The following is a 20417-nucleotide window of genomic DNA, read 5'->3' as shown; positions in this document are numbered from 1 at the left end:
CGCTGGGCGGATCGAGATGTGCGTGGGGTTAGCTTATCCCACTGACAAAGGGTTGCCTAACCTTGGTTGGGCAACCCTTCGCCAGGTGCTAGCCCGCGAGGCCCGCGGCGAGCGCGGCCAGGCTGCGCTGCCACAGGGCGGTGAGCGAATCCATGTCCTCCTGGGTGAACAGGGCGTCGCTCCACCGGAAATTCGTGCTCAGCTGCGGGCCCTCCGGGGTGGTCCCCACCGCGGAGATCACGTCGAGGGCGTAGCGCAGCGGCAGGTCCGGCTCCGGGTCGAGCGGCAGGGCCTCGTTGCGCGGGCCCGTGTAGAGCGACCAGGTCGCCCCGGTGCGGCCGCTGAGGTCCATCCGGCCGAGGAAGTTGAACTCCACCTGCGGATCGTTGCCCGCGATCAGTTCGGCGGCCCGGTCCACATACCGCAGCAGGCCGTAGTCCAGGCCCTGATGCGGGATGCCGGAGAGGTGCGCGGTCACCGAATCCAGCAGGGCGCGAGCGGCTTCCGGAGCCGACTCGACCGCGGCCAGGCTCGGCGCGGCGTCGCCCGCGCCGAGGCGGACCGGGAACACGCTGGTGAACCAGCCGAGGGTGTTGGCGGTGTCGGTCCCCAGCTCGCCGTCGGCGCGGCCGTGGCCCTCCAGGGCGATGAGCGCGCCCGCGCGCGGATCCTGCCCGCGCTCCTCCCGCCAGGCCGCCAGCGTGAGAGTCAGCGCGGCCAGCAGGAACTCGCGCACGCCCTCCTCCTTGGTCAGCCTGCCGAGCACCCGTTCGGTCACCGCGACGGGAGTCACGGCCGGGGCGACGTGCAGCGAGGACCAGGTGTCGCGGGTGGGGTCGGGCTTGCGCCTGCCCACCGCCGGATCGGGCGCGCCGACCTGCTCGGCCCAGTAGCCGCGCTGGGCCAGCACCTCCGGTTCGGCGGCACGGTCCCACATCAGGCGCGACCAGCGCCGATAGGAGGTGAACTCCGGCAGCGTCTTGGGCGGATTGCCCGCCGACACCGCGTTCCACGCCTCGGTCAGGCCGTCGAGCATGATGTGCCAGGACACCACGTCGACGGCCAGGTGGTGCACGGCCAGCAGCAGCAGGTCGCCGCCGTCGGCGCCGGTGAAGCGGACCACCCGCACCATCTCGCCGTTCTCCGGCACGATCTCGTCGGTGACCGCGCGCGTCGTCGCGGTGATCGTGGCGCGCAGGGCGTCCTCGTCCAGGCCCGCCAGGTCGACCTCGCGGTAGACCGACGCGGCGCCGACGGTGCCCGGCTCCCGGGTCACCAGGCGCGGGCCCTCGGTGGTGACCGCGAGGGTCGAGCGCAGGGTGTCGTGCCCGTCCAGCAGCGCCTGCAGCACCGCCTCGGCCTGCCCGGTCGTCATGCCCTCGGGCACGGTGAGCAGCGCGGACTGGGTGAAGCGCCGGTAGTTGCCGTACTCGTACATCCACGACACCACCGGCAGGGGCAGCACCTCGCCGTAGTCGGCGTCGCCCGCGGCGACGGTGACCGTGCGGTCGGCGGCCGCGGCCAGCTCGCGCACGGTCGGGGTGGTCAGCACCATGCGCGGGCTCAGCGAGATGCCCTGGCGGCGGGCCTTGTTGACCAGCGAGATCGCCACGATGCTGTCCACGCCGAGCGCGAAGAAGTCGTCGTCGATGCCGGGGGCGGTGCCGTCGAACAGTTCGGCGAGCACCGCGCACAGCGCCTTCTCGGTGGGCGTGCTCGGCGGCACGGACACCGTGGCGCCGGCCTCGCCCGCCGAGAGCGCCTGCGCCGCGAGGCGATCCAGCGCGTGGCCGTCGAGCTTGCCGTTGGCGTTGACCGGCAGCTGGGCCAGCACGACGATGCGCGCGGGCACCATGTAGCCGGGCAGGCGCTGGGTCAGGGCCGCGCGCAGGTCGACCGGTTCGGCGTCCCGGCCGACGACGAAGCCGACCAGGCTCGCGCCGCCTGCCTTGCGCACCACCGCGACCGCGGCGGTGTCCACGCCGGGCAGCCTGCGCAGCGCGGTCTCGATCTCGCCGGTCTCGATGCGGTAGCCGCGGATCTTGACCTGGGAGTCGGCCCGGCCGAGGTAGCCGATGCCGCCGTGCGGCAGGCGCCGCACGAGATCGCCGGTCCGGTACATGCGGGCGCCGGGACGCAGCGGGTCGGCGACGAAGCGGTCCGCGGTGACGCCGGGCTTGCCGACGTAACCGCGCGCCAGCTGCCCGCCGGACAGATACAGCTCGCCGACCACGCCCGGCGGCACCGGCCGCAGGCGCGAGTCGAGCACGTAGGCCCAGGTACCCGCGTTCGGGGTGCCGATGGTCGGGCCGTCGTAGTCGCCGATGCGGGCGACCACGGCCTCCACGGTCGTCTCCGTCGGGCCGTAGCAGTTGAACGCGGTCGTGCCGGGCAGGCCGCGCAGGTCCGACCAGAGGGCCTGATCGCAGGCCTCGCCGCCGACGGCGAGCACGGCCGGCGGCCGGTCGAGCAGCCCGGCGGCGGTGAGCTGGGCCAGCATCGACGGCGTGGTGTCGAGCATGTCGACATCGAAGGCCGCCATGCCGGCGACCATGCGCTCGGCGTCGCGGGTCTCCTCGGCGTCGAACAGGTGCAGGGCCTGCCCGCCGAGCAGGGCGACCATGGGCTGCCAGGAGGCGTCGAAGCTCAGCGACCAGGCGTGCGCGATCCGCAGCGGCCTGCCGAGGCGGGCGTTGGCGGGCCGGTAGAAGCGCTCCCGGTGGTCGGCGAAGTAGGTGGTCACCGCAGCGTTCGTACCCGCGACGCCCTTGGGTTCGCCGGTGGAGCCGGAGGTGAAGATCAGGTAGGCGAGGTGGTCCGGATGGCGGGCCACCGTGGGCGCGGTCGCCGGGCGGGCCGCGATGCGCGCCGCCACGGCGGGGTCGTCGAGGACGAGCACCGCGGCGTCGGCCGCGACCAGGTCGCGGGTGGCCGCGACGGTCAGGGTGAGCACCGGATCCGCCTGGCGCACGAGGGATTCGATGCGGGTCTCGGGCAGGGTGACGTCGACCGGGACATAGGCCGCGCCCGCGGCGAGCACCGCGTAGATCGCGACGAGCGAATCCGCCGATCGCGGCATCGTCAGCGCCACCACGGTTTCCGGGCCGACCCCGTGCTCGGCCAGCTCGCCCGCCAGGCGGCAGGCCGCGTCGTGGAACTCGGCGTAGGTGTAGCTCTCGCCCGCTCCGGTGGTCAGCGCGCCCGCCTCCGGCGTCGCGGCGACCTGCTCGGTGAACAGCTCCCAGATCGTGCGGGCCGCCTCGGGCACCGGCGGCGCGATCGCGGCGGTGGAGTACGCGGCCCGCTCGGCCTCGGTGAGGATGTCGAGCGCGTCGGGACCCTCGGCGCCGATGGCGGGCAGCTGCCGCAGCAGGCCGAGCAGGCGCTCGCCCAGCTCGACGGCCGAGAGATGCGGCAGCGCACCGGGAATCGCCTCCACGACGACGAGGAGGTCCTCGCCGCTCATGTGCGCGACGACGGTGAGCGGGTAATGCGCGAGCGAGTCCATGCCGATGGGGCGCAGCGTCACCCCGTCGCCGATCTCGGCGTCGCGGATGGCGTCGGCGATCGGCGCGTTCTCGAACACGAACAGGGTGTCGAACAGGCTGCCGTGCCCGGCGGCGCGCTGCACGGTCGACAGGCTCAGGAAGCCGCTGTCGCGCATGGCCGCCGACTCGCGCTGCAGCCGCGCGCACTGCTGCACGACCGAGCCGTCCCGGTCGAACTCGAAGGCCACCGGCACGGTGTTGATGAACAGGCCGACCATGCCCTCCACCCCGGGCAGCCCCTCGGGGCGGCCGGAGATGGTGGTCCCGTAGACGACGTCGCGGCGGTCGCTGAGCCGCGACAGCAGCAGCGTCCAGGCGTATTGGACCGCGGTGTTGAGGGTCAGACCCTGCTCGCGCGCCCACGTGTGCAGGGCGACGGTCTCGGCGGCGTCCAGGCGCAGGAACGTCTTCTCCGGCACGGCGCCGTCGGTGACCGCGGTGCCGTCGGCGAGCATGAGCGGCCCGGTGATCCTCGACAGGTACCGCGCCCACTCGGCGACGGTGGCGTCGGTGTCCTGGGCGGCGAGCCAGGCGATGTAGTCGCGATAGGGCCGGGTCGGCGGGAGCCCGTCGAGCGAGCCGCCCGCCTGGTAGACCGCGAGCAGCTCGGTGAAGAAGATCGCCACCGCCCAGCCGTCCATGAGGATGTGGTGGGCGGTGAGCACGAGCCGCCGCCGCTCGGTCCCCGGCACGGTCAGCAGGGTGAACCGGAGCACCGGGCCGCGGCCGAGGTCGAACGGCTTGCGCCGCTCGGACTCGGCGATGACGTCGAACTCGTCCGGCGTGGCCTCCCGCTCGAACCACGGCAGCGTGACCGTGCTCGGCACGATCTGCACCGGCTTGGGCAGGTCCTTGTCCCAGAACGACACCCGCAGGATCGGGTACCGCACCAGCATGGCCTCGGCGCTGCGGCGCAGCAGCTCGACCCGCAACGGGCCGTCGATGTCGAAGACGAACTGCATTGTGTACAGGTCGATCTTGTCGCCGGCCAGCCGCGACAGCGAGAACAGGCCCTCCTGCAGCGGGCTCAGCGCGAGGACGTCCTCGATCTGGGGTGCGCCGCTCATGCTGTGTGTCCTTTCGGGGAGGTCGGGCGGGTCGTGCTCATGCCTGCGACTGCCAGGAGGCGGTCAGCGCGGCCAGGGCGTCGGAGTCCAGGCCCGAGGCGCTCATGGGCGCGCTCTCGGGCTGCGGGGCGGATTCCTGCTCGTCGGCCGCCGGGTCGGCGGCGTCCACCGCGGCGGCCAGCTCGGCCACCGACATGTGCTCGAAAACCAGCTGCGGGGTCAGCGGCAGGCCGAGTTCCTTGGCGCGCGCGGACCACTGGATCGAGATGACGCTGTCGCCGCCGAGGGCGAAGAAGTTGTCCTCCGGCGTCACGTCGTCGATCTCGAGGAGTTCCTCCAGCAGCGTGATCAGCGTGCGCAGGGTCTCCTCCGACGCCTGGGCGGCCGCGGCGGCCGCGCCGGACTCCGCGGCGACGGGCTCGGCCAGGAGCCGGGCCAGCTCGTCGGCGGGCAGGACCTCGAGGGCCGAGACCCGGCTGTCGGGTGCCTCGGCGAACGCGGCGAGGGTGGCGTCGAGCGCGGCGGCGATCGAGGCGGCGGTGGCGGCGTCGTAGAGGTCGGCGTTGACCACGACGCGCACGTCGAGGCCGCCGTCCACGGTGACGTTCAGGCTCAGGTTCAGGTCGAGGAAGGAGATGTCGAAGTCGGTGGGGATCACCGTCAGCGTGGTCTCCCCCGTGCCCGCCAGGTCCTGCGGCACCGGCGCGTAGTCGGCGCCGCGGAAGTGGATCATGCTCTGGAACAGCGGGTTCCGCGACCGGGAGCGCGGCGGGTTGAGCGCCTCGACCAGCCGCTCGATCGGCAGTTCCTGATGGCCGAAGGCGTCGAGCACGGTGTCGCGGCTGCGCGCGACGAGCTCGCGCAGGGTCGGGTCGCCCGTGATGTCGTTGCGCAGCACGACCATGTTGGCGAACAGGCCGACCAGGGTGTCGACGGCGGGATCGACGCGGCAGGCCACCGGCGTGCCGAGGGCGATGTCGTCGCCGCCGCCGAGCGCGTGCAGGAGCGTGGCGACCACGGCCTGGTAGACCATGAATTCGCTGACGCCGCTCTGCTTCCCGAGCTCCTCGAGCACCGCGCGCCGCTCCGGCGACACGGCGAACACGACCACCTCGCCGCGCTTGCCGAGCACCGGCGGGCGCGGACGGTCCGGCGCGACGGAGATCTCGTCGGGCAGCCCGGCCAGGCGGGCACGCCAGTGCTCCACCTCGGCCTTGCCGAACGCGGCGGCGTGGTCGAACGAACTGTGCTGCCACAGCGCGTAGTCGGCGAACTGGACCGGCAGCGGCGTCCACGTCGGCGCGGCGCCCGCGACCCGGGCGCGGTAGGCCACCCGCAGGTCGTCGAGGAAGATGCCGAGCGAGGCGTGGTCGGTGACGATGTGGTGCAGCAGCAGCGACAGCACGTGGGTGTGCGGGCCCATGGCCAGCAGCGTCGGGCGGATCAGCGGTTCGGTCTCCACCTCGAACAGGTGGCCGCGCAGTTCGGTGAGGGTCTCCTCGAGCTGCTCGGGCGCGATCTCGCGCAGTTCGGTCTCCACCGGGCGCGACGGGTGCACCAGCTGGTACGGGACGCCTCCGTGCTCGGGGAAGTTGGTGCGCAGCGACTCGTGCCGATCGACGATGTCGTTGATCGCGGCGCGCAGGGCCGCCACGTCCAGCGGCCCGTCCAGGCGCAGCGCGAAGGGCAGGTTGCCCGCCTCGGTGGCGCCCTCCATGCGGTACTGGAACCACATGGCCAGCTGCGAGTAGGACAGCGGGATCCATTCGGGGCGTACCTGTTCGGTCACCGGCGGGCGCGTGCCCGCCGGCGCGGCGACCGGCGCGTCCGCGGTGGCGGCCGGGTCGTCGTCGCCGTCGTCGACCGAGTCGAGGTCGATGTCGAACTCGTCGCGGAACTGGGCGACGAGCTTGGCGGCCAGCCCGGCCGGGGTCGGGGTGTCGAAGACGACGCGCACGTCGAATTCGAGACCGAACTCGGCCCGGATCTGCGCGACGAGACGCGCGGCCAGCAGCGAATGGCCGCCCAGGTCGAAGAAGGAGTCGTCGGCGCCGACCTTCTCCAGGCCGAACAGCTCGGCGAACATCGTCGCCAGGCGCCGCTCGGTGGCCGTGGCGGGCGCGCGGAAGCTACGCTCGGCGGCCGGGGACGGGGCGGGCAGGGCCCGCTTGTCCAGCTTGCCGTTGACGGTCAGCGGGATCTCGGGGATCACCGCGAACGCGGCGGGCACCATGTATTCGGGCAGCCCGGCGGCGACGTGGGCGCGGACCGCCTCGACGTCGACCTCGGCGCCCGCGGCGGGCACCAGGTAGGCGGCCAGCATCGGCCCGACGGCGGGGTCCTCGGCGACGACGACCACGGCGTGGCCGACCGACGGGTGGCTCGCCAGCGCGGACTCGACCTCGCCGAGCTCGATCCGGAACCCACGCACCTTGACCTGCTCGTCGGCACGGCCGACGAACTCCAGCTCGCCGAAGCTGTTGCGGCGCACCAGGTCACCGGAGCGGTAGAGACGCTGTCCCGGGTTGAACGGGTCGGCGACGAACCGGTGCGCGCTCAGGCCGGGGCGGCCCAGGTAGCCGCGGGCCAGCTGGTCACCACCGAGGTAGAGCTCGCCGACGACGCCGGCGGGCACCAGTTGCAGCGCCTCGTCCAGCACGTAGGCGCACACCTGGGCGTTGGGCACGCCGATCGGCACGACGCCGGTGCCCTGCGGACCTTCGACCAGCATGTGGGTCGAGCAGACCACGGCCTCGGTGGGGCCGTAGTGGTTGCGCAGTTCGGCCTCGAAGAGCCCGGCGAACTTGTCGGCCACCTCGCCGGGCAGCGCCTCGCCGCCCACGGGCACGTAGCGCAGCGAACGCCACTCGCTGACCTCGGGCAGCAGCATGAAGGTGCTCAGCACCGACGGGACCAGGCTCATCACCGTCACGCCACGGCGGGTGATCAGGTCGGCGATGTAGCGGATGTCGCGGAAGGCGTCGGGTTTCGGCACGACCAGCCGCGCGCCGACCGAGAGCGTGCCGAACAGGTCGAACATCGAGGCGTCGAAACTCACCGAGGCGCACTGCAGGACGCGGTCGTCGGGCCCGAAGGTCCACTCCGCGGTGAACCCGGTGATGTGCGCGGCGATGGCGCGGTGCGACACCGGCACGCCCTTGGGGGCGCCGGTGGAACCGGAGGTGTAGATGACGTAGGCCAGGTGATCCGGGTGCAGGGGGCGCACGCGTTCGGCGTCGGTCGGCGCGTGCTCGGGCAGGTTCGCCGCGGTCGCCTCGGCGGCGTCCAGCTCGACCCGGCCGAGTACCAGTTTCGGCGCGGCGTCGTCGACCAGGTACGCGATCCGGTCGTCGGGGTAGGCGGGGTCGATCGGCAGGTAGCCCGCGCCGGTCTTGAGCACCGCGAGCATGGCGACCACGAATTCGACCGAGGTGCCGAGCCGCAGCCCGACCAGGTCCTCGGGGCCGACGCCCTCGCCGATCAGCAGGTGCGCCAGGCGGTTCGCGCGGCGGTGGAGTTCGGCGTAGGTGAGTTCGGTGTCGTCGGCGACGACGGCGAGGTCGCCCGCGCGCTCGGCGGCGGTCCGCTCGAGCAGCGCGACCAGGGTGGTGGCGGGCAGGTCGAGCGCGGCGCCGTGCGACTGGGCGAGCACCGCGGCGCGGTCGGCGGCGCCGAGCATGTCCAGGTCGGCGAGGCGGGCGTCGGGGGCGCTCAGCGCCGCGTCGAGCAGCTGGACGTAGTGCGACAGCAGCGCCTCGACCAGCGGCTCGGCGAGCACGTCGGTCTGGTACTCGATCTCGAGCACCGCGCCGGTGGGCTCGAGCACGACGGCGAGGGCCAGCGGCACCTGGGCCGAGGGCGCGCCGAGGTCGACCGGCTCGGCGGTGACGGCGTCGAGGGCGAACGCGTCGGTGCTCTTGCGCACGCTGAACCCGAGCCGGACCAGCTGGTCCATGCCGTCGCGCCCGGCGACACGCTCCGGGTTGGCCTCGCGCACGACCCGGTCGATGCCGACGTTCTGGTGGGCGAAGCCGGCGAGGCAGGTGTCGCGCACGGCGTCGACGAAGGTGGCGAAGGTGTCCGCGCGGCGCACCTGGGCGCGCAGCAGCAGGGTGTTGCCGAAATAGCCGACCAGGTCCTCGGCGGCCGCGCGCCGGGAGGTGACCGGGACAGCGACCAGGAAGTCGGGCGCGGCGGTGTAGCGGTGGATCAGCGCGTCGTAGGCGGCGAGCAGGACCATGAACGGCGTGGCCGAATGCCGCTTGGCGAAGTCCTCGACCCGGGCGAGCAGGTCGGCGGGCAGCTCGGCGGTGCGGCGCTCGGCGGCCTTGGTCGGGGCGGCGGCGGGCGAGCCGGGTAGCTCGATCGGCTCGGGCAGCGGGCGCAGCGCCTCCCGCCAGTACTCGATGTCGGCCTCGCCGGGCTCCTCGGCACCGCCGAGCACCTCGACCGAGACGTACTGCGCCGCGGCGGGTTCGGCGGCCGCGCTGTTGTAGGCGGCGTTGAGGTCGGCGAACAGCACCGCCCACGACTCGTCGTCGACGGCGATGTGGTGCACCACGATCAGCAGCACGAACTCCTCGGCACCGGTGCGCACGAGGGTGGCCCGCAGCGGCACGCCGGCGGTGAGGTCGAAGGCGGTCGCGAACTCGCGGCGGGCGAGCACCTGCACCCGGTGCGGCCGGGCGGATTCGTCCAGGTCGGTGAGATCCACGCTCTGCCAAACCGGTTCGGACCGCTCGGCGATGACCTGGAACGGCTCGCCGGACTCGTCGGCGCCGTAGGCGGTGCGCAGGATCTCGTGCCGGTTCACCACCGTCGCGAAGGCCGCCCGCAGCCGCTGTTCGTCGAGCGCGCCGCGCAGCCGGTAGGACAGGCACACGTTCAGCGAGCTGTCGGCCGCGTCCCTGGTCTGCAGGAACCACATGCGCCGCTGGCCCGCCGACAGCGGATACCGCTCACCCGGCCGCGCCGCGGGCAGCTCCGCCGCGGGCGCGGCGTTCAGTCCGGCGTCGCGCAGACGCTGCTGCAGCAGCTGCTTACGGCGTTCGAGCACGGACAGCTTGCCGGCATCGGTGTCTGACATCGAAATTCCTACCCCTGTGCCTTAGTTGGTGTTCTGTGCCATGAGCAGCACGACATCGTCGAGCGACGCGCCGCCGAGGATCTGCGCGACCGGCAGGTCGCGGTTCAGCTCGGCCTTGACCCGCTTGCGGAAATCCAGCGCCTGCAACGAATCCAGGCCGAGCGCGACCAGCGGGATCGACCCGTCGATGGCCTCGCTGCCGTCGGTGCCCATCACCTTGTGCAGTTCGCCGAGGATGCGCCCCGCCAGCGGCGCGGGCTCGGCGGGCGCCGCGGCGGCGGGCTCCGGTGCGGCGGCGGCAGGTTCGGGCGCGGCGACCGGCGTCGGCGCCGGGTCGTCGGGGACCTCGGCCAGCACGGTGTGCTGACCGTAGGGCTCGAGCACCTCGCGCAGGAATGACCAGTCCGCGGACATGATCAGCGCGTCGGACCAGTGCCCGGTGAGCCCGGCGGCCAGGGCCGCCTCCGGCGCCATCGGGTACACGCCGGCGCCCTCGACGCGGGCGAACCCGTCGGCGTCGAGCGGGCCCGCCACGCTCCACAGGCCCCACTCCAGCGAGACCGCGTCGACGCCGTCCGCCCGCAGCGCACGCGCGGCGACGTCGAGCATGCGGTTGGTCACCGCGTAGAGGATCTGCCCGCGACCGCCGAGGGTGGCGGCGGTGGACGAGCACAGCAGCGCCCGGAACCCCGGCGTGCGCGGCACGGCGGCCAGCACCGTGTCCAGGCCGACGATCTTGGCGGCGGTGGCGGTGGCGATCATCTCGCCGGTGATGTCGGCCAGTTCGGCGTCGACGTAGTTCACGGCGGCGTGGACCAGCAGGCCGACCGGGTTGTCGTCCAGCTCGGCCGCCAGGGCCGCCACGGCGGCGGGGTCACCCGCGTCGCAGGACGTCACCACGACCTCCACTGTGCCCGACCGGCGCAGGGTCCGCAGCGCGGCGGTGACCTCCGGGGTCTCGCCGGAGCGGCTGAGCAGGGTGATCCGGCGGGCGCCCGCTGCGGCGTAGTGCGCGCAGAAGCGCAGGCCGAGCTTGCCGGTGCCGCCGACGATCAGCACGTGCGACAGGTCCGTCGTCTCCGCGCTCGGTGCGGTTCCCGTGTCGGGCACCATCCGCTTGACGTGCGGTTTGCCGCCGCGCAGGGCGATCTCGGCCTCGCCCGCGGTGTGCAGGGCGCCCATCACCCGCACCGACTGTCCGGCCACCGGGGCGGCCGGGTCGAGGTCGAGGTGGCGCAGGGTCAGGTCGGGGCGCTCCACACCAGCGCTGCGGAAGCCCGCGGCGACGGCGCCGTGGAACAGCCCGGGTACCGGGTCGTCGCCGGTGACGGTCTCGCCGCCGACGGTCACCAGCCAGCAGTCGCCGCCGGGGCCGAGCACGTCGAGCGCGCGGGTCCAGCCGCGCCCGGCGAAGAAGTCCGTCAGCGCGGGGATCGTTGCCGCGCCGTCGGTTTCGTGGGAGGGCGGCAGCAGGACGACGGCGGTGTCGAACGTGGTGGGCGGGGTGTCGGCGCCGAGCAGGACGGCGGTGGCGCCGTGCCGGTCGGCCGCGGCGGCGAGCGCCTCGGCCTGCTCGGCGCACGCGCCGGTGTGGTCGATCAGCGCGATCGTGCGCGGCGGGGTCATCGCGCGCTTGTCCAGGCGCTGCCAGGACTCGACCAGCCGTCGCGGCGCCGGGACCGCGGGCGCGGCCGGGATCGCGGCCGGGGCGACGTTCTCGGGCGCCATCCACAGCACCTTGGGATGCATGATCGTGTGCGGGAAGTCGCGCAGCGGCAGCGAGACGGTGTCGTCGGTGCGCCAGGCGTCCCAGCGGAAGGCCAGGTCGTGCACCGCGACGGCGGCCACGTTGCGGGTGAACTCGTCGAGCCCGGTCGCGGTGCGCAGGGAGGTGCCGAGGACCCGGATGTCGCGATCCGGGACCAGGGCGAGGTTCTCCTGCAGGGCCAGCTGGAGCACCGGGTGCTCGGCCACCTCGATGAGGGTGTCGACCCCGTCGCGGGCGGCCGCGACGACCGCGCGGTCGAACCGGACGCGGTTGCGCAGGTTCCAGTACCAGTACTCGCGGTGGGTCAGGTCCGGGGTGATCCGGTCGCCGAGTGTGCCGCCGTAGCAGGGGATCTCGGATTCGAGGAAGTGCGGGCCGCTCATCTCGGTGCCCAGCATGCTCTCGAAGTCCTCGCGCATGGAACACACCATCGACGTGTGCGCGGGGTAGGCGACCTGGATCTGGCGGGCGAACTGGCCGCGCGCGGTCGCGGTCGCGACCATGCCCGCGATGGTGTCCTCCTCGCCGGAGATGGCCAGGATGCTCGGCGCGTTGACCACGGCGAGCTCGGCCCACCCGGAGTGCCGGGCCAGCAGGTCCTCGCACTCGTCGCGGTTCATGCCGAGCACGGCCATGGAGTAGCCGGCGGGCACGATCTTCTCCACCATCTGCGCCCGGTGCGAGACCGCGAGCACCGCGTCGCGCAGGGTCATCACCCGCGAGACCGCGCCGGCGGCGAGCTCGCCCTGGGAGTGGCCGACCGTCGCGGCGGGCTCGACGCCCGCGGCGCGCCACATGGCGGCGAGGCCGTACATGTGGAACATGAGCGCGGGCTGGACCTCCCAGACCACGTCCAGGTATTCGCCCTCGTCACCGAGCAGGTAGTGCATCGGCTGGGACTGGCCGTACCGGTCCTGGTGGATCCGCGCGCACGCGTCGACGGCGGCCCGGTACTCCGGCGAGCGGTCGTAGTAGACGCGGCCCATGCCGGGGCGCTGGCTGCCCTGGCCGGGGAAGACGAAGCCGATCCTGCGCCCGCGCGCCGGGCCGTCGCCGCGGACCACCGAGGCGATCGGCCGGTCGTCACGCACGGCCGTCAGCGCCTCGACGAGCGAGGCCGTGTCGGTGACCATGGCAAGGGCGCGATGGCGGCGCGCCACCCGGGTGCGGAACAGCATGTCGGACACGCGGTCCGGCGTGGTGGCGGGATGGTCGCGCAGGTACCCGAGCACCGCGGCGGCCTCGGCGCGCACGCCGTCGGCGGTGTCGGAGGTCAGCAGCACCGGGATGGTGCCGTCGGGCAGCCGGTAGCCGGGCATCAGATCTCCTCCAGGACGGGCATGCCGAGCACGGCGTGGGCGTTGGTTCCCGCGACACCGAAGGAGGACACCGCGGCGTAGCGGACGCCGTCGGTGGCCGCCCAGTCGGTCAGCTCGGCGGCGAGCCGCAGACCCGTCGCGTCCCAGTCGAATTCGTCGGTCGGCCGATCCGCGCCTAGGCTCGGCGCGATCCTGCCCTCGGCGCCGCACAGCAGGACCTTGATCAGGCCGAGCATGCCGGAGGCCGCCTGCGCGTGACCGGCGTTGGACTTGACCGAGCCGAGCAGCGGCGAGCCCGCCCGCCCGTAGGTCTCCGACAGCGCGGCCAGTTCCAGCGGATCCCCCACGGGGGTGCCGGTGCCGTGGCCCTCGATCAGGCCGACGAGCTCGGGGGCGACCCCGGCGACCGCGACCGTGTCGCGGACCAGGCGGGCCTGCGAGGACGCGCTGGGCACCGCCAGCGGCGCGCCCTTGCCGTTGTGGTTGACCCGGGTACCGAGCACCCGCGCGTAGACCCGGTGCCCGAGCTCGCGGGCCCGCGATTCCCGTTCCAGCACGACGACTCCCGCGCCCTCGCCCCAGAGCGTGCCGGAGGCACCCGCCGAGTAGGGGCGGCAGTGGCCGTCGCCGCTGAGGGCGGCGTTCTTGGAGAACTCGTAGAACGCGCCGGGCGCGCCCATCACGCAGACGCCGCCCGCCAGCGCCCACTCGCACTCCCCCGACCGGATGGCGGCGGAAGCCTGGTGCACCGCGGTCAGTGAGGAGGCGCACGCGGTGTCGACGCTGATCGACGGGCCGATCAGGCCGAGGCTGTGCGAGATCCGGCCCGCGGTGGCGCCGAGCGCGGTGCCGGTGACGCGGAAGCCGGCGTAGTCGTTGACCGCCGCCGGGCTGGGCCCGTACTCGACGGCCGAGACGCCCATCCACACACCGGCGGGGTCGCCCTCGAGCGCGCCGGGATTGATGCCGGCGTGTTCGAGCGCCCGCCAGGCCACCCGCATGGCGACCCGCTGCTGCGGGTCCATCGCGGCGGCCTCGCGCGGGGTGATGCCGAAGAACAGGGCGTCGAACTCGGTGGCGCCGTCGAGGAATCCGCCCGCGTCGTGCACGTCCGACCAGCCGTCGAGGCGGCCGAGGGAGAGCATCTCCTCGACGCGCCAGCCGCGGTCGCGCGGGAACGGCGAGAGCAGTTCGCGGCCGCCCGCGAGGGCGCTCCAGTAGTCGGGCAGTGTCTCGACGCCGCCGGGCGCCTCGATGCCGATGCCGACGATCACGATCGGATCGCCTGCGTCAAGGACCGCGCTCACCGATCGGCGCCGGGAGACTGGGCCAGCGGCGCGGGCGCGAGCAGTTCGGCGATCGCCTCGACGTGGTCGTTGAGGTAGAAGTGGCCGCCCTCGAACAGGGTGACGTCGACGTCGGCGCCGGTGTGGCCGGACCACGCGTAGAGGTCGCGCGGGGCGACGAATTCGTCCTCGTCGCCGCCGAGGACGTGCACCGGGGTGCTGATGGTCACATCGGCCGGGCAGGCGTAACGGTCGAAGGCGGCGTAGTCGGCCTTCATCACCGGGAGGGCCATGCGCAGCACGTCGCGGCTGGCCATGACCTCGGCGCCGGTGCCGTTGAGCGCGACCATGTGATCGAGCAGCGCCTCGTCCTCGGTGGGGTGCGGCGGCAGGTCGGCGATCCGCATCGGGGCGCCCGCGGCCGAAACGGCCAGCAACCGCACCGGAATCCCGGCGGCCTCGGCGAGGCGGACGAATTCGAAGGCCACGATCGAGCCCATGCTGTGGCCGAACACCGTGAGCGGGACGGTCGCCGCCTGCGGCGCGGCGCGGAAGGCCTCGAAGGCGCCCGCGGCGAGCTCGTTCAGGGTCTGCGCGGCGGCCTCGCGTGCCCGGTCCTGACGACCCGGATACTGCACGACGACGGTATCGAAGTCAGCGGACAACCGCTTGGAGAATGTACGGTAGGCCGAGGCGCCCGATCCCGCGTGCGGGAAGACGATCAGCGGTGGCGTCGAGTCGGTACTGGGGGTGTGGAATTGCCTGAGCCAGCCGAGTTCTCGTGCCATCGTTGTCGTTCTCCCTACACTCCGCCGAATACCCCTCAGCGGCCGGATCGTTCTGAAGCTGCGCACGGCCGAACAGACCGTGCGGAATTTAGTATAGGCTAGCCTTACTAACCCTTTGAGATCAAGGTTATGAACGGAGCTTCACACCGATGGATATCACCGGTGCACCGCAGGTCCTGACCCGTGAACGGGCCGTCCCCGACGCTGTCCGTCTCGATCACGGGCCGGTCCTGCCGGCCTTTCCGTCCCCCTACTCCATCCGCGTCGCCGACCCGAACGGCACCGACCCGGCCATGCTGGCCGAATGGATGGCCCGCCCGCACCTCGTCGAGGCCTGGGATCAGGACTGGCCCGAGGAGAAGCGTCGCGAGAACCTGGCCGCCCAGCTGGCCGGCACCTTCTCGCTGCCCTGCATTATTTCCTATGACTTCGCCGCCGTCGACCGATCGGACCTGGGGGTCCGCGAGGTCGGGTACACCGAGTTCTACCGGCCCGCCCGCGACGTGATCGGCGGCCTCTACCACGCGCACCCGCGCGATATGGGCTTCCACATCGCCACCGCCGACACCAGCCTGCTCGGCAAGGGCGTCATGTCCACCTGGATCAAGCACATGGTCGCGGGCATCGCCGCCGCCGACCCGGAATGCCCGCGCATCATGGGCGATCCCGACTCGCACAACAAGCCCATCCGCCGCGCCTTCGAGAAGCTCGGCTGGATCCTGCTCGGCGAGTTCGACGTTCGCGCCGATCGCCGGATCGCCCTCTACATGCACCCGCTGGCGGACAAGGGCCTGCCCGAACTGCGCTGACCCCCGTCCCACCGGTTTCAGCGCGCGGCCAGCTGCCGCGCGCCCGCCCGGACACGCGCGGGCTCGGAACGCAGGATCCGGTCCGAGAGTTCGCCGAGGCAGCTGAGATTGGGGAAGCCGGGGCCCTGGGCCATGGCCGCCAGGTTCGGCAGGTAGAGCTTGGCGGCCAGCCCGCCGACCGACAGGTCGTAGCCGATCGAGGACTCCACCCGCTGCTGGACCACCGGTCCGCCGACGGCGAGTTCGAGCAGGTCGCGCACCTGCGCGTCGAACAGGTCGACGAACCACAGCGGGTCGCCGCCGGTGGCGTCGATGACCAGGTCGAACGCGTGCGACTGGTCGGCGCGGCGGTCGTTCTGCAGTGTCAGCGTGACGCTCTCGTCGTCGCCGGTGACCTTGGTGACCCGGCCCTGCAGGTGGTGCACCCGGCTGTCGCCGAGCAGGCTCTCCTGCACCCGGACCGAGAAGACCCCGCGGTCGGTGCGCTGGATGACGTCGCGGCGCTCCTGGCTGCTCAGCGCGGCCCACTTGGTCGGGTCGCTGTAGAGCGCGTTCTCGAAGTAGCTCTCGCCGCGGGTGTAGAGGGTGGCGCGCGGCGAGATCACCGAGATGGTGAGCATGTCGTGGCGCACCAGTTCGTCGAGGGCGGAACCGGCCGTCTCGCCGCCGCCGATGACCGCGGCACGGCCGGCCGCGGGCAGCTCGCGCCTGCCCGCCAGGTGCCAGAACTCGGCGATGCTGAGTACCCGCGGGTGCTCGTGCAGCGCCTTGGTGCTGCGGCCGGGTCCGGTGATCATCAGCCCGTCGCAGGCGATCTCGGTGTGCGCGCCGTCGGCGTCGGTCACCTCGACCCGCCAGCCCGCGCCGTCGGCGCCCTGGCGCACGGTGCGGACGGTGCCCTGGACCAGGTCGAGGTCGATGCGCCGGGCCACCCACTGCAGGTACTTCGCCCAGACGTGGTGCTGCGGGCTCGGTCGACCGCGGTCGACCCATTCGGCGTAGGTGCCGTGCTCGACCAGGAACGCGGTCCAGCTGAAGGCCTGCATGCCCTCGTTGATCGCCTGGTTGTGGCCGCGCGCCCAGGTGGAGTGGTACGGGAAGCCGACGTCCTTCTCCGGGGAGGTGCCGAGCCGGTGCCGCCCGTCGGTCCAGCCGCCGCTGGGCAGCCAGTTGCCGCCCACCGCGTGCGGCTCGACGACGACCACGCGCGGTGCGGGCAGGCCGAGGTTTCGCAGGACGTGCGACTTCGCCGCCACCGCAAGGGCTTTGGGGCCGGCTCCGACCACAAGCAATGTTTCCACTCAGCTCTCCCACACTCGTATCGCGAACGCTGTGCCCGCTGCGGCAAAGGGCGCGAATCCGCACTCGCGACATCCGGGCACCTATATTTGCATAGGCTTACCTTATAAGGCTAACCTTAGCTCATGGGCAAGGGCTTCAACGGTGTACTGGTCAAAGCGTGGGGCGGCGACGACTTCAAGCTGACGGTCACCTCCACGGAATACGTGACCGACTCCTACATCCGTCTCGGCTTCGCCGGTGGCGGCCTGCTGGCCGCGCATCCGGTGCATCCGACCCAGTGGATCCGGCTGTGGATCCCCGACGCCGAGAGCGACAAGCTGCACCATCGCGGCTACACCCTGGTCGACTCCGATCCCGAGAACGACACCTTCTTCATCGAATTCGCCCTGCACGGCGGCCCCGCCTGCCGGTGGGCCGAGCGCGCCCAGGTCGGCGATCCGCTCGAGGCCACCGTCCTCGGCTCGGACTTCCAGCTCCCCGCGACCACCCCGTCGGAGTACGTCGTCTTCGGCGACTCCGCCTCGCTGCCCGCGATCAACTCCCTGCTCGAGTCGATCGGCGACACCCCGGCCCGCGTCTGGCTGGAGTGGCAGTACGAGTCCGACAAGTCCCTGCCGGTGCGCGCGGGCGCCAACCACGAGATCACCTGGCTGCAGCGCGTGGACGACGGCAGGCTCATGCGCGAGGCCGCGCAGGAGATCACCGTCGCCGGTGACGCGTTCGGCTGGGTCGCGTGCTGCGGGCAGACCACCCGCTCGATCGTGAAGAGCCTCAAGGGCACGCACGGCCTGCCCAAGACCCAGCTGAAGTACCAGGCCTACTGGAAGTAGCCGACACCCGCCGGGCCGCCGTCGAGGGGGCCGGCGGACGTCCGACGACGAGCGGGGCGGGACGAGTGCGTCGAGCACGAGTCCCGCCCGGCCGTCGTCTCTAGGGCCGCGACGCGAGCGCGCCGGCGCCCCGCGGATCCAGCCGCCAGCCGGTCGCGCGGGAACGCTCGTGCCAGAAGGCGGCGTAACGGCCGTCCAGCGCGAGGAGTTCGCCGTGGGTGCCGCGCTCGACGATGCGGCCGCCGTCGACGAAGAGGATCTGGTCGGCGTGGGCGATGGTCGCCAGGCGGTGCGCGACCACGATCACCGTCGCGTCGCGGGTGATCTCGTGGATGCCACGGACCACCACCGCCTCGCTGTGCGGGTCCAGCGCGCTGGTCGCCTCGTCGAGCAGCACGATCGGGGCGTTCTTCAGCAGGGCGCGGGCGATCGACACCCGCTGCCGCTCACCGCCGGACAGCGCGGCGCCGCCCTCCCCCACCCGGGTGTCGTAGCCCTCCGGCAACCGGGCGACGATCTCGTCGACCCGGGCCGCCTCCGCGGCGCGGCGGACCTCCTCGTCGGTGGCGTCTGGCCTGCCGACGCGAATGTTGTCGGCCAGCGTGCGATCGAACAGGTAGACGTTCTGGAAGACCAGCGCCAGCTGCTCGAACAGCGTCGCCGACGGCTGCTCGCGGACGTCGTGGCCGCCGACGAGCACCCGGCCGCCGTCGACGTCGGCGTAGCGGGCGGCCAGGCGCAGCAGCGTGGTCTTGCCCGCGCCGCTCGGCCCGACGACGGCGGTGGTCGTGCCCGCGGGGACCTCGAAGGAGACGTCGTCGAGCACGCGGTGACCGTCGCGGTAACCGAAGGAGACGGAGTCGAACACCACCGACGGCGCGCCCGGGGTCACCGGCGTCGCGGCTTCGGGCAGCACCGGCTCGGCGAGCAGGGCGTCGATCCGGTCGGCCGCCGCGCCCGCGGAGCGCAGGGCGGAACCCAGCTGTGCGGCCTGGTTGAGCGGCTCGACGAACCGCGCGCTCACCGCGATGAGCGCGATGGCGGCGGCGGCCGAGATCTCGCCGCCGGTCACCTCGCCCAGCGCCAGGTAGACCAGCACGAGGAACACCGCCTGGACGAACAGCGCGAACAGGATGAGACCGGGCACGGCGGCCGCGATCATCGCCAGGCCCGCCCTGCGCTGCTCGGTCAGCGCGGTGTCGAGGGCCCTGTTGTCGCGGCCGACGGCGCCGAAGGCGCGCAGCACCGGCTGGGCCTGCGCGAATTCGATGATCCGCGAATCGGCTTCGGCCGCGGCGTCGTGCAGGCGGGCGTCGGCGCGCGAATACGCGCCGTCGGCGAGCCGGTTGACGGCGTAGAGCACCGGCGCGGCGAGCAGCATGGCCAGCGAGATCCGCCAGTCGACGGCCAGCATGCCGAGGGCGACCGCCACCGGCACGATCACGCCGGTGAGGATCTTGGCCAGCAGGTAGGCGACCAGACCCTGCGTCTCGCGGACCTGATCGACCACCAGCCGCGAGAGCGGGCCCGCGTCGTGGGTCTCGAACCAGCCGAGCGGGAGGGCGTTGAGCCGGTCGCCGATCCGGGTGGCCAGGCCGCGCTGCATCCCGATGCCGATGCGCAGGCCGGTCGACGCCTGCCGGTAGCCGAAGACGATCACGCCCGCCACCGCGACGGCCATGCCGAGCGTCCAGACCCAGACGCGCGACAACTCGCCGGCGAACACCGACTCCAGCACCGGGACCAGCAGCAGGTAGGCCGCCGCCTGGCACAGCGCCTGGGCGACGATGGCGGCGAACAACCGCGGGGTCAGGTGGGCGAAGTCGGCCGGGATGAGGCCGAGAACCTTGCGAATCATCGAGCGCCCTCCGCGGTGTCGATCAGGGCCAGGTCGCCGAGAGCCGCCTCGTTGGTCTCCCAGAGCCGCTGGTAGAGGCCGTCCGCGACGTGCAGGTCGGCGTGGGTGCCGGACTCGGCGACGGCGCCGTCCGCCAGGACGACGATCCGGTCCGCGCCGGTGATGGTGTGCAGGCGATGCGCGATGACCAGGACCGTGCGCCCGGCCACCAGCGCGGCCAGCGCGTCCTGCACCGCCGCCTCCGACTCGGGGTCGGCGAAGGCGGTGGCCTCGTCGAGGACCAGCACGGGGGTGTCGGCCAGCAGGGCGCGCGCGATCGACAGCCGTTGCGCCTCACCGCCGGACAGCGTCGCGTCCACGCCGATCTCGGAGTCGTAGCCACGGGGCAGGGCGAGGATGCGGTCGTGGATCTGCGCGGCCCGCGCGGCGCGTTCGAGGTCCTGATCGGACGCCCCCCGGCGGGCAGGCAGCAGGTTGTCCCGGATCGAACCGCGGATCAGGCGCACATCCTGGAACACGAAACCGACGGTGCGGTAGAGCTGTTCGGAGGTGAAGTCGCGGATGTCGCGGCCGCCGATGGTGATCCGGCCACCGGTCACGTCGTAGAAGCGCGGCAGCAGCTTGGCCAGGGTCGACTTGCCGGAACCGCTCGGCCCGACCAGGGCGGTCAGCGTGCCCGCGGCCAGTTCCAGGTCGACGCCGCGCAGGACCTCGCGGTCGGCGCGGTAGCCGAAGGAGACGTTCTCGAAGCGCACC

Annotated in this window: 10 protein-coding genes; 2 read left to right on the top strand and 8 right to left on the bottom strand. The window is 72.8% G+C overall.

From position 1 onward, the window contains the following. Positions 1-88: 88 nt before the first annotated feature. The 5 genes from ON36_RS03795 to ON36_RS03775 are packed head-to-tail and all read right to left on the bottom strand — an operon-like array spanning position 89 to position 14862. Entirely contained in the window at positions 89-4615 is a 4527-nt protein-coding gene (locus ON36_RS03795) for a non-ribosomal peptide synthetase (protein WP_043647611.1), read from the bottom strand. A 37-nt stretch (positions 4616-4652) separates the two neighbouring features. Further along, the gene (locus ON36_RS03790; RefSeq protein ID WP_043647609.1) at positions 4653-9701 is read right to left on the bottom strand and encodes a non-ribosomal peptide synthetase; all 5049 of its coding nucleotides are present in this window, start codon (positions 9699-9701) and stop codon (positions 4653-4655) included. Between the two features lie 21 nt (positions 9702-9722). Next, on the bottom strand, positions 9723-12788 hold the full coding sequence (nbtC, locus tag ON36_RS03785; protein ID WP_043647607.1) for a nocobactin polyketide synthase NbtC: 3066 nt from the start codon (positions 12786-12788) through the stop codon (positions 9723-9725). After that, on the bottom strand, positions 12788-14095 hold the full coding sequence (locus ON36_RS03780) for a beta-ketoacyl [acyl carrier protein] synthase domain-containing protein (protein WP_043647605.1): 1308 nt from the start codon (positions 14093-14095) through the stop codon (positions 12788-12790). Before ON36_RS03780 ends, nbtC begins: the two co-directional genes overlap by 1 nt. Further along, complete coding sequence (locus tag ON36_RS03775) at positions 14092-14862, bottom strand: thioesterase II family protein (RefSeq protein WP_043647603.1); 771 nt, start codon at positions 14860-14862, stop codon at positions 14092-14094. The genes ON36_RS03780 and ON36_RS03775 overlap by 4 nt, the downstream gene beginning before the upstream one ends. Before the next feature lie 149 nt (positions 14863-15011). Here ON36_RS03775 and ON36_RS03770 point away from each other — a divergent pair, with 149 nt between their 5' ends. Further along, complete coding sequence (locus ON36_RS03770; protein WP_043647601.1) at positions 15012-15671, top strand: GNAT family N-acetyltransferase; 660 nt, start codon at positions 15012-15014, stop codon at positions 15669-15671. A 17-nt stretch (positions 15672-15688) separates the two neighbouring features. Here ON36_RS03770 and ON36_RS03765 read toward each other — a convergent pair whose 3' ends face one another. Further along, positions 15689-16972: a SidA/IucD/PvdA family monooxygenase gene (locus ON36_RS03765; RefSeq protein ID WP_043647599.1), complete on the bottom strand. Its 1284-nt coding sequence runs from the start codon at positions 16970-16972 to the stop codon at positions 15689-15691. Between the two features lie 123 nt (positions 16973-17095). On the opposite strand from ON36_RS03765, the gene ON36_RS03760 reads away from it, so the two are divergent. Beyond that, positions 17096-17803: a siderophore-interacting protein gene (locus ON36_RS03760; RefSeq protein WP_043647598.1), complete on the top strand. Its 708-nt coding sequence runs from the start codon at positions 17096-17098 to the stop codon at positions 17801-17803. Positions 17804-17903: 100 nt separating this feature from the next. On the opposite strand, the gene ON36_RS03755 is transcribed toward ON36_RS03760, so the two are convergent. Continuing rightward, positions 17904-19661 (bottom strand): ABC transporter ATP-binding protein, encoded by a 1758-nt coding sequence (locus tag ON36_RS03755; protein ID WP_043647596.1) that lies wholly within the window; start codon positions 19659-19661, stop codon positions 17904-17906. Beyond that, positions 19658-20416 carry an ABC transporter ATP-binding protein gene (locus tag ON36_RS36010; protein WP_245557881.1) on the bottom strand — a complete coding sequence of 253 codons (759 nt, stop codon included), beginning with the start codon at positions 20414-20416 and terminating at the stop codon, positions 19658-19660. The genes ON36_RS03755 and ON36_RS36010 overlap by 4 nt, the downstream gene beginning before the upstream one ends. Position 20417: the final 1 nt, after the last annotated feature.

The sequence above is a fragment of the Nocardia thailandica NBRC 100428 genome (genome assembly GCF_000308795.1).
Taxonomy (GTDB): domain Bacteria; phylum Actinomycetota; class Actinomycetes; order Mycobacteriales; family Mycobacteriaceae; genus Nocardia; species Nocardia thailandica.
This window is presented reverse-complemented; position numbering and strand designations above follow the sequence as displayed.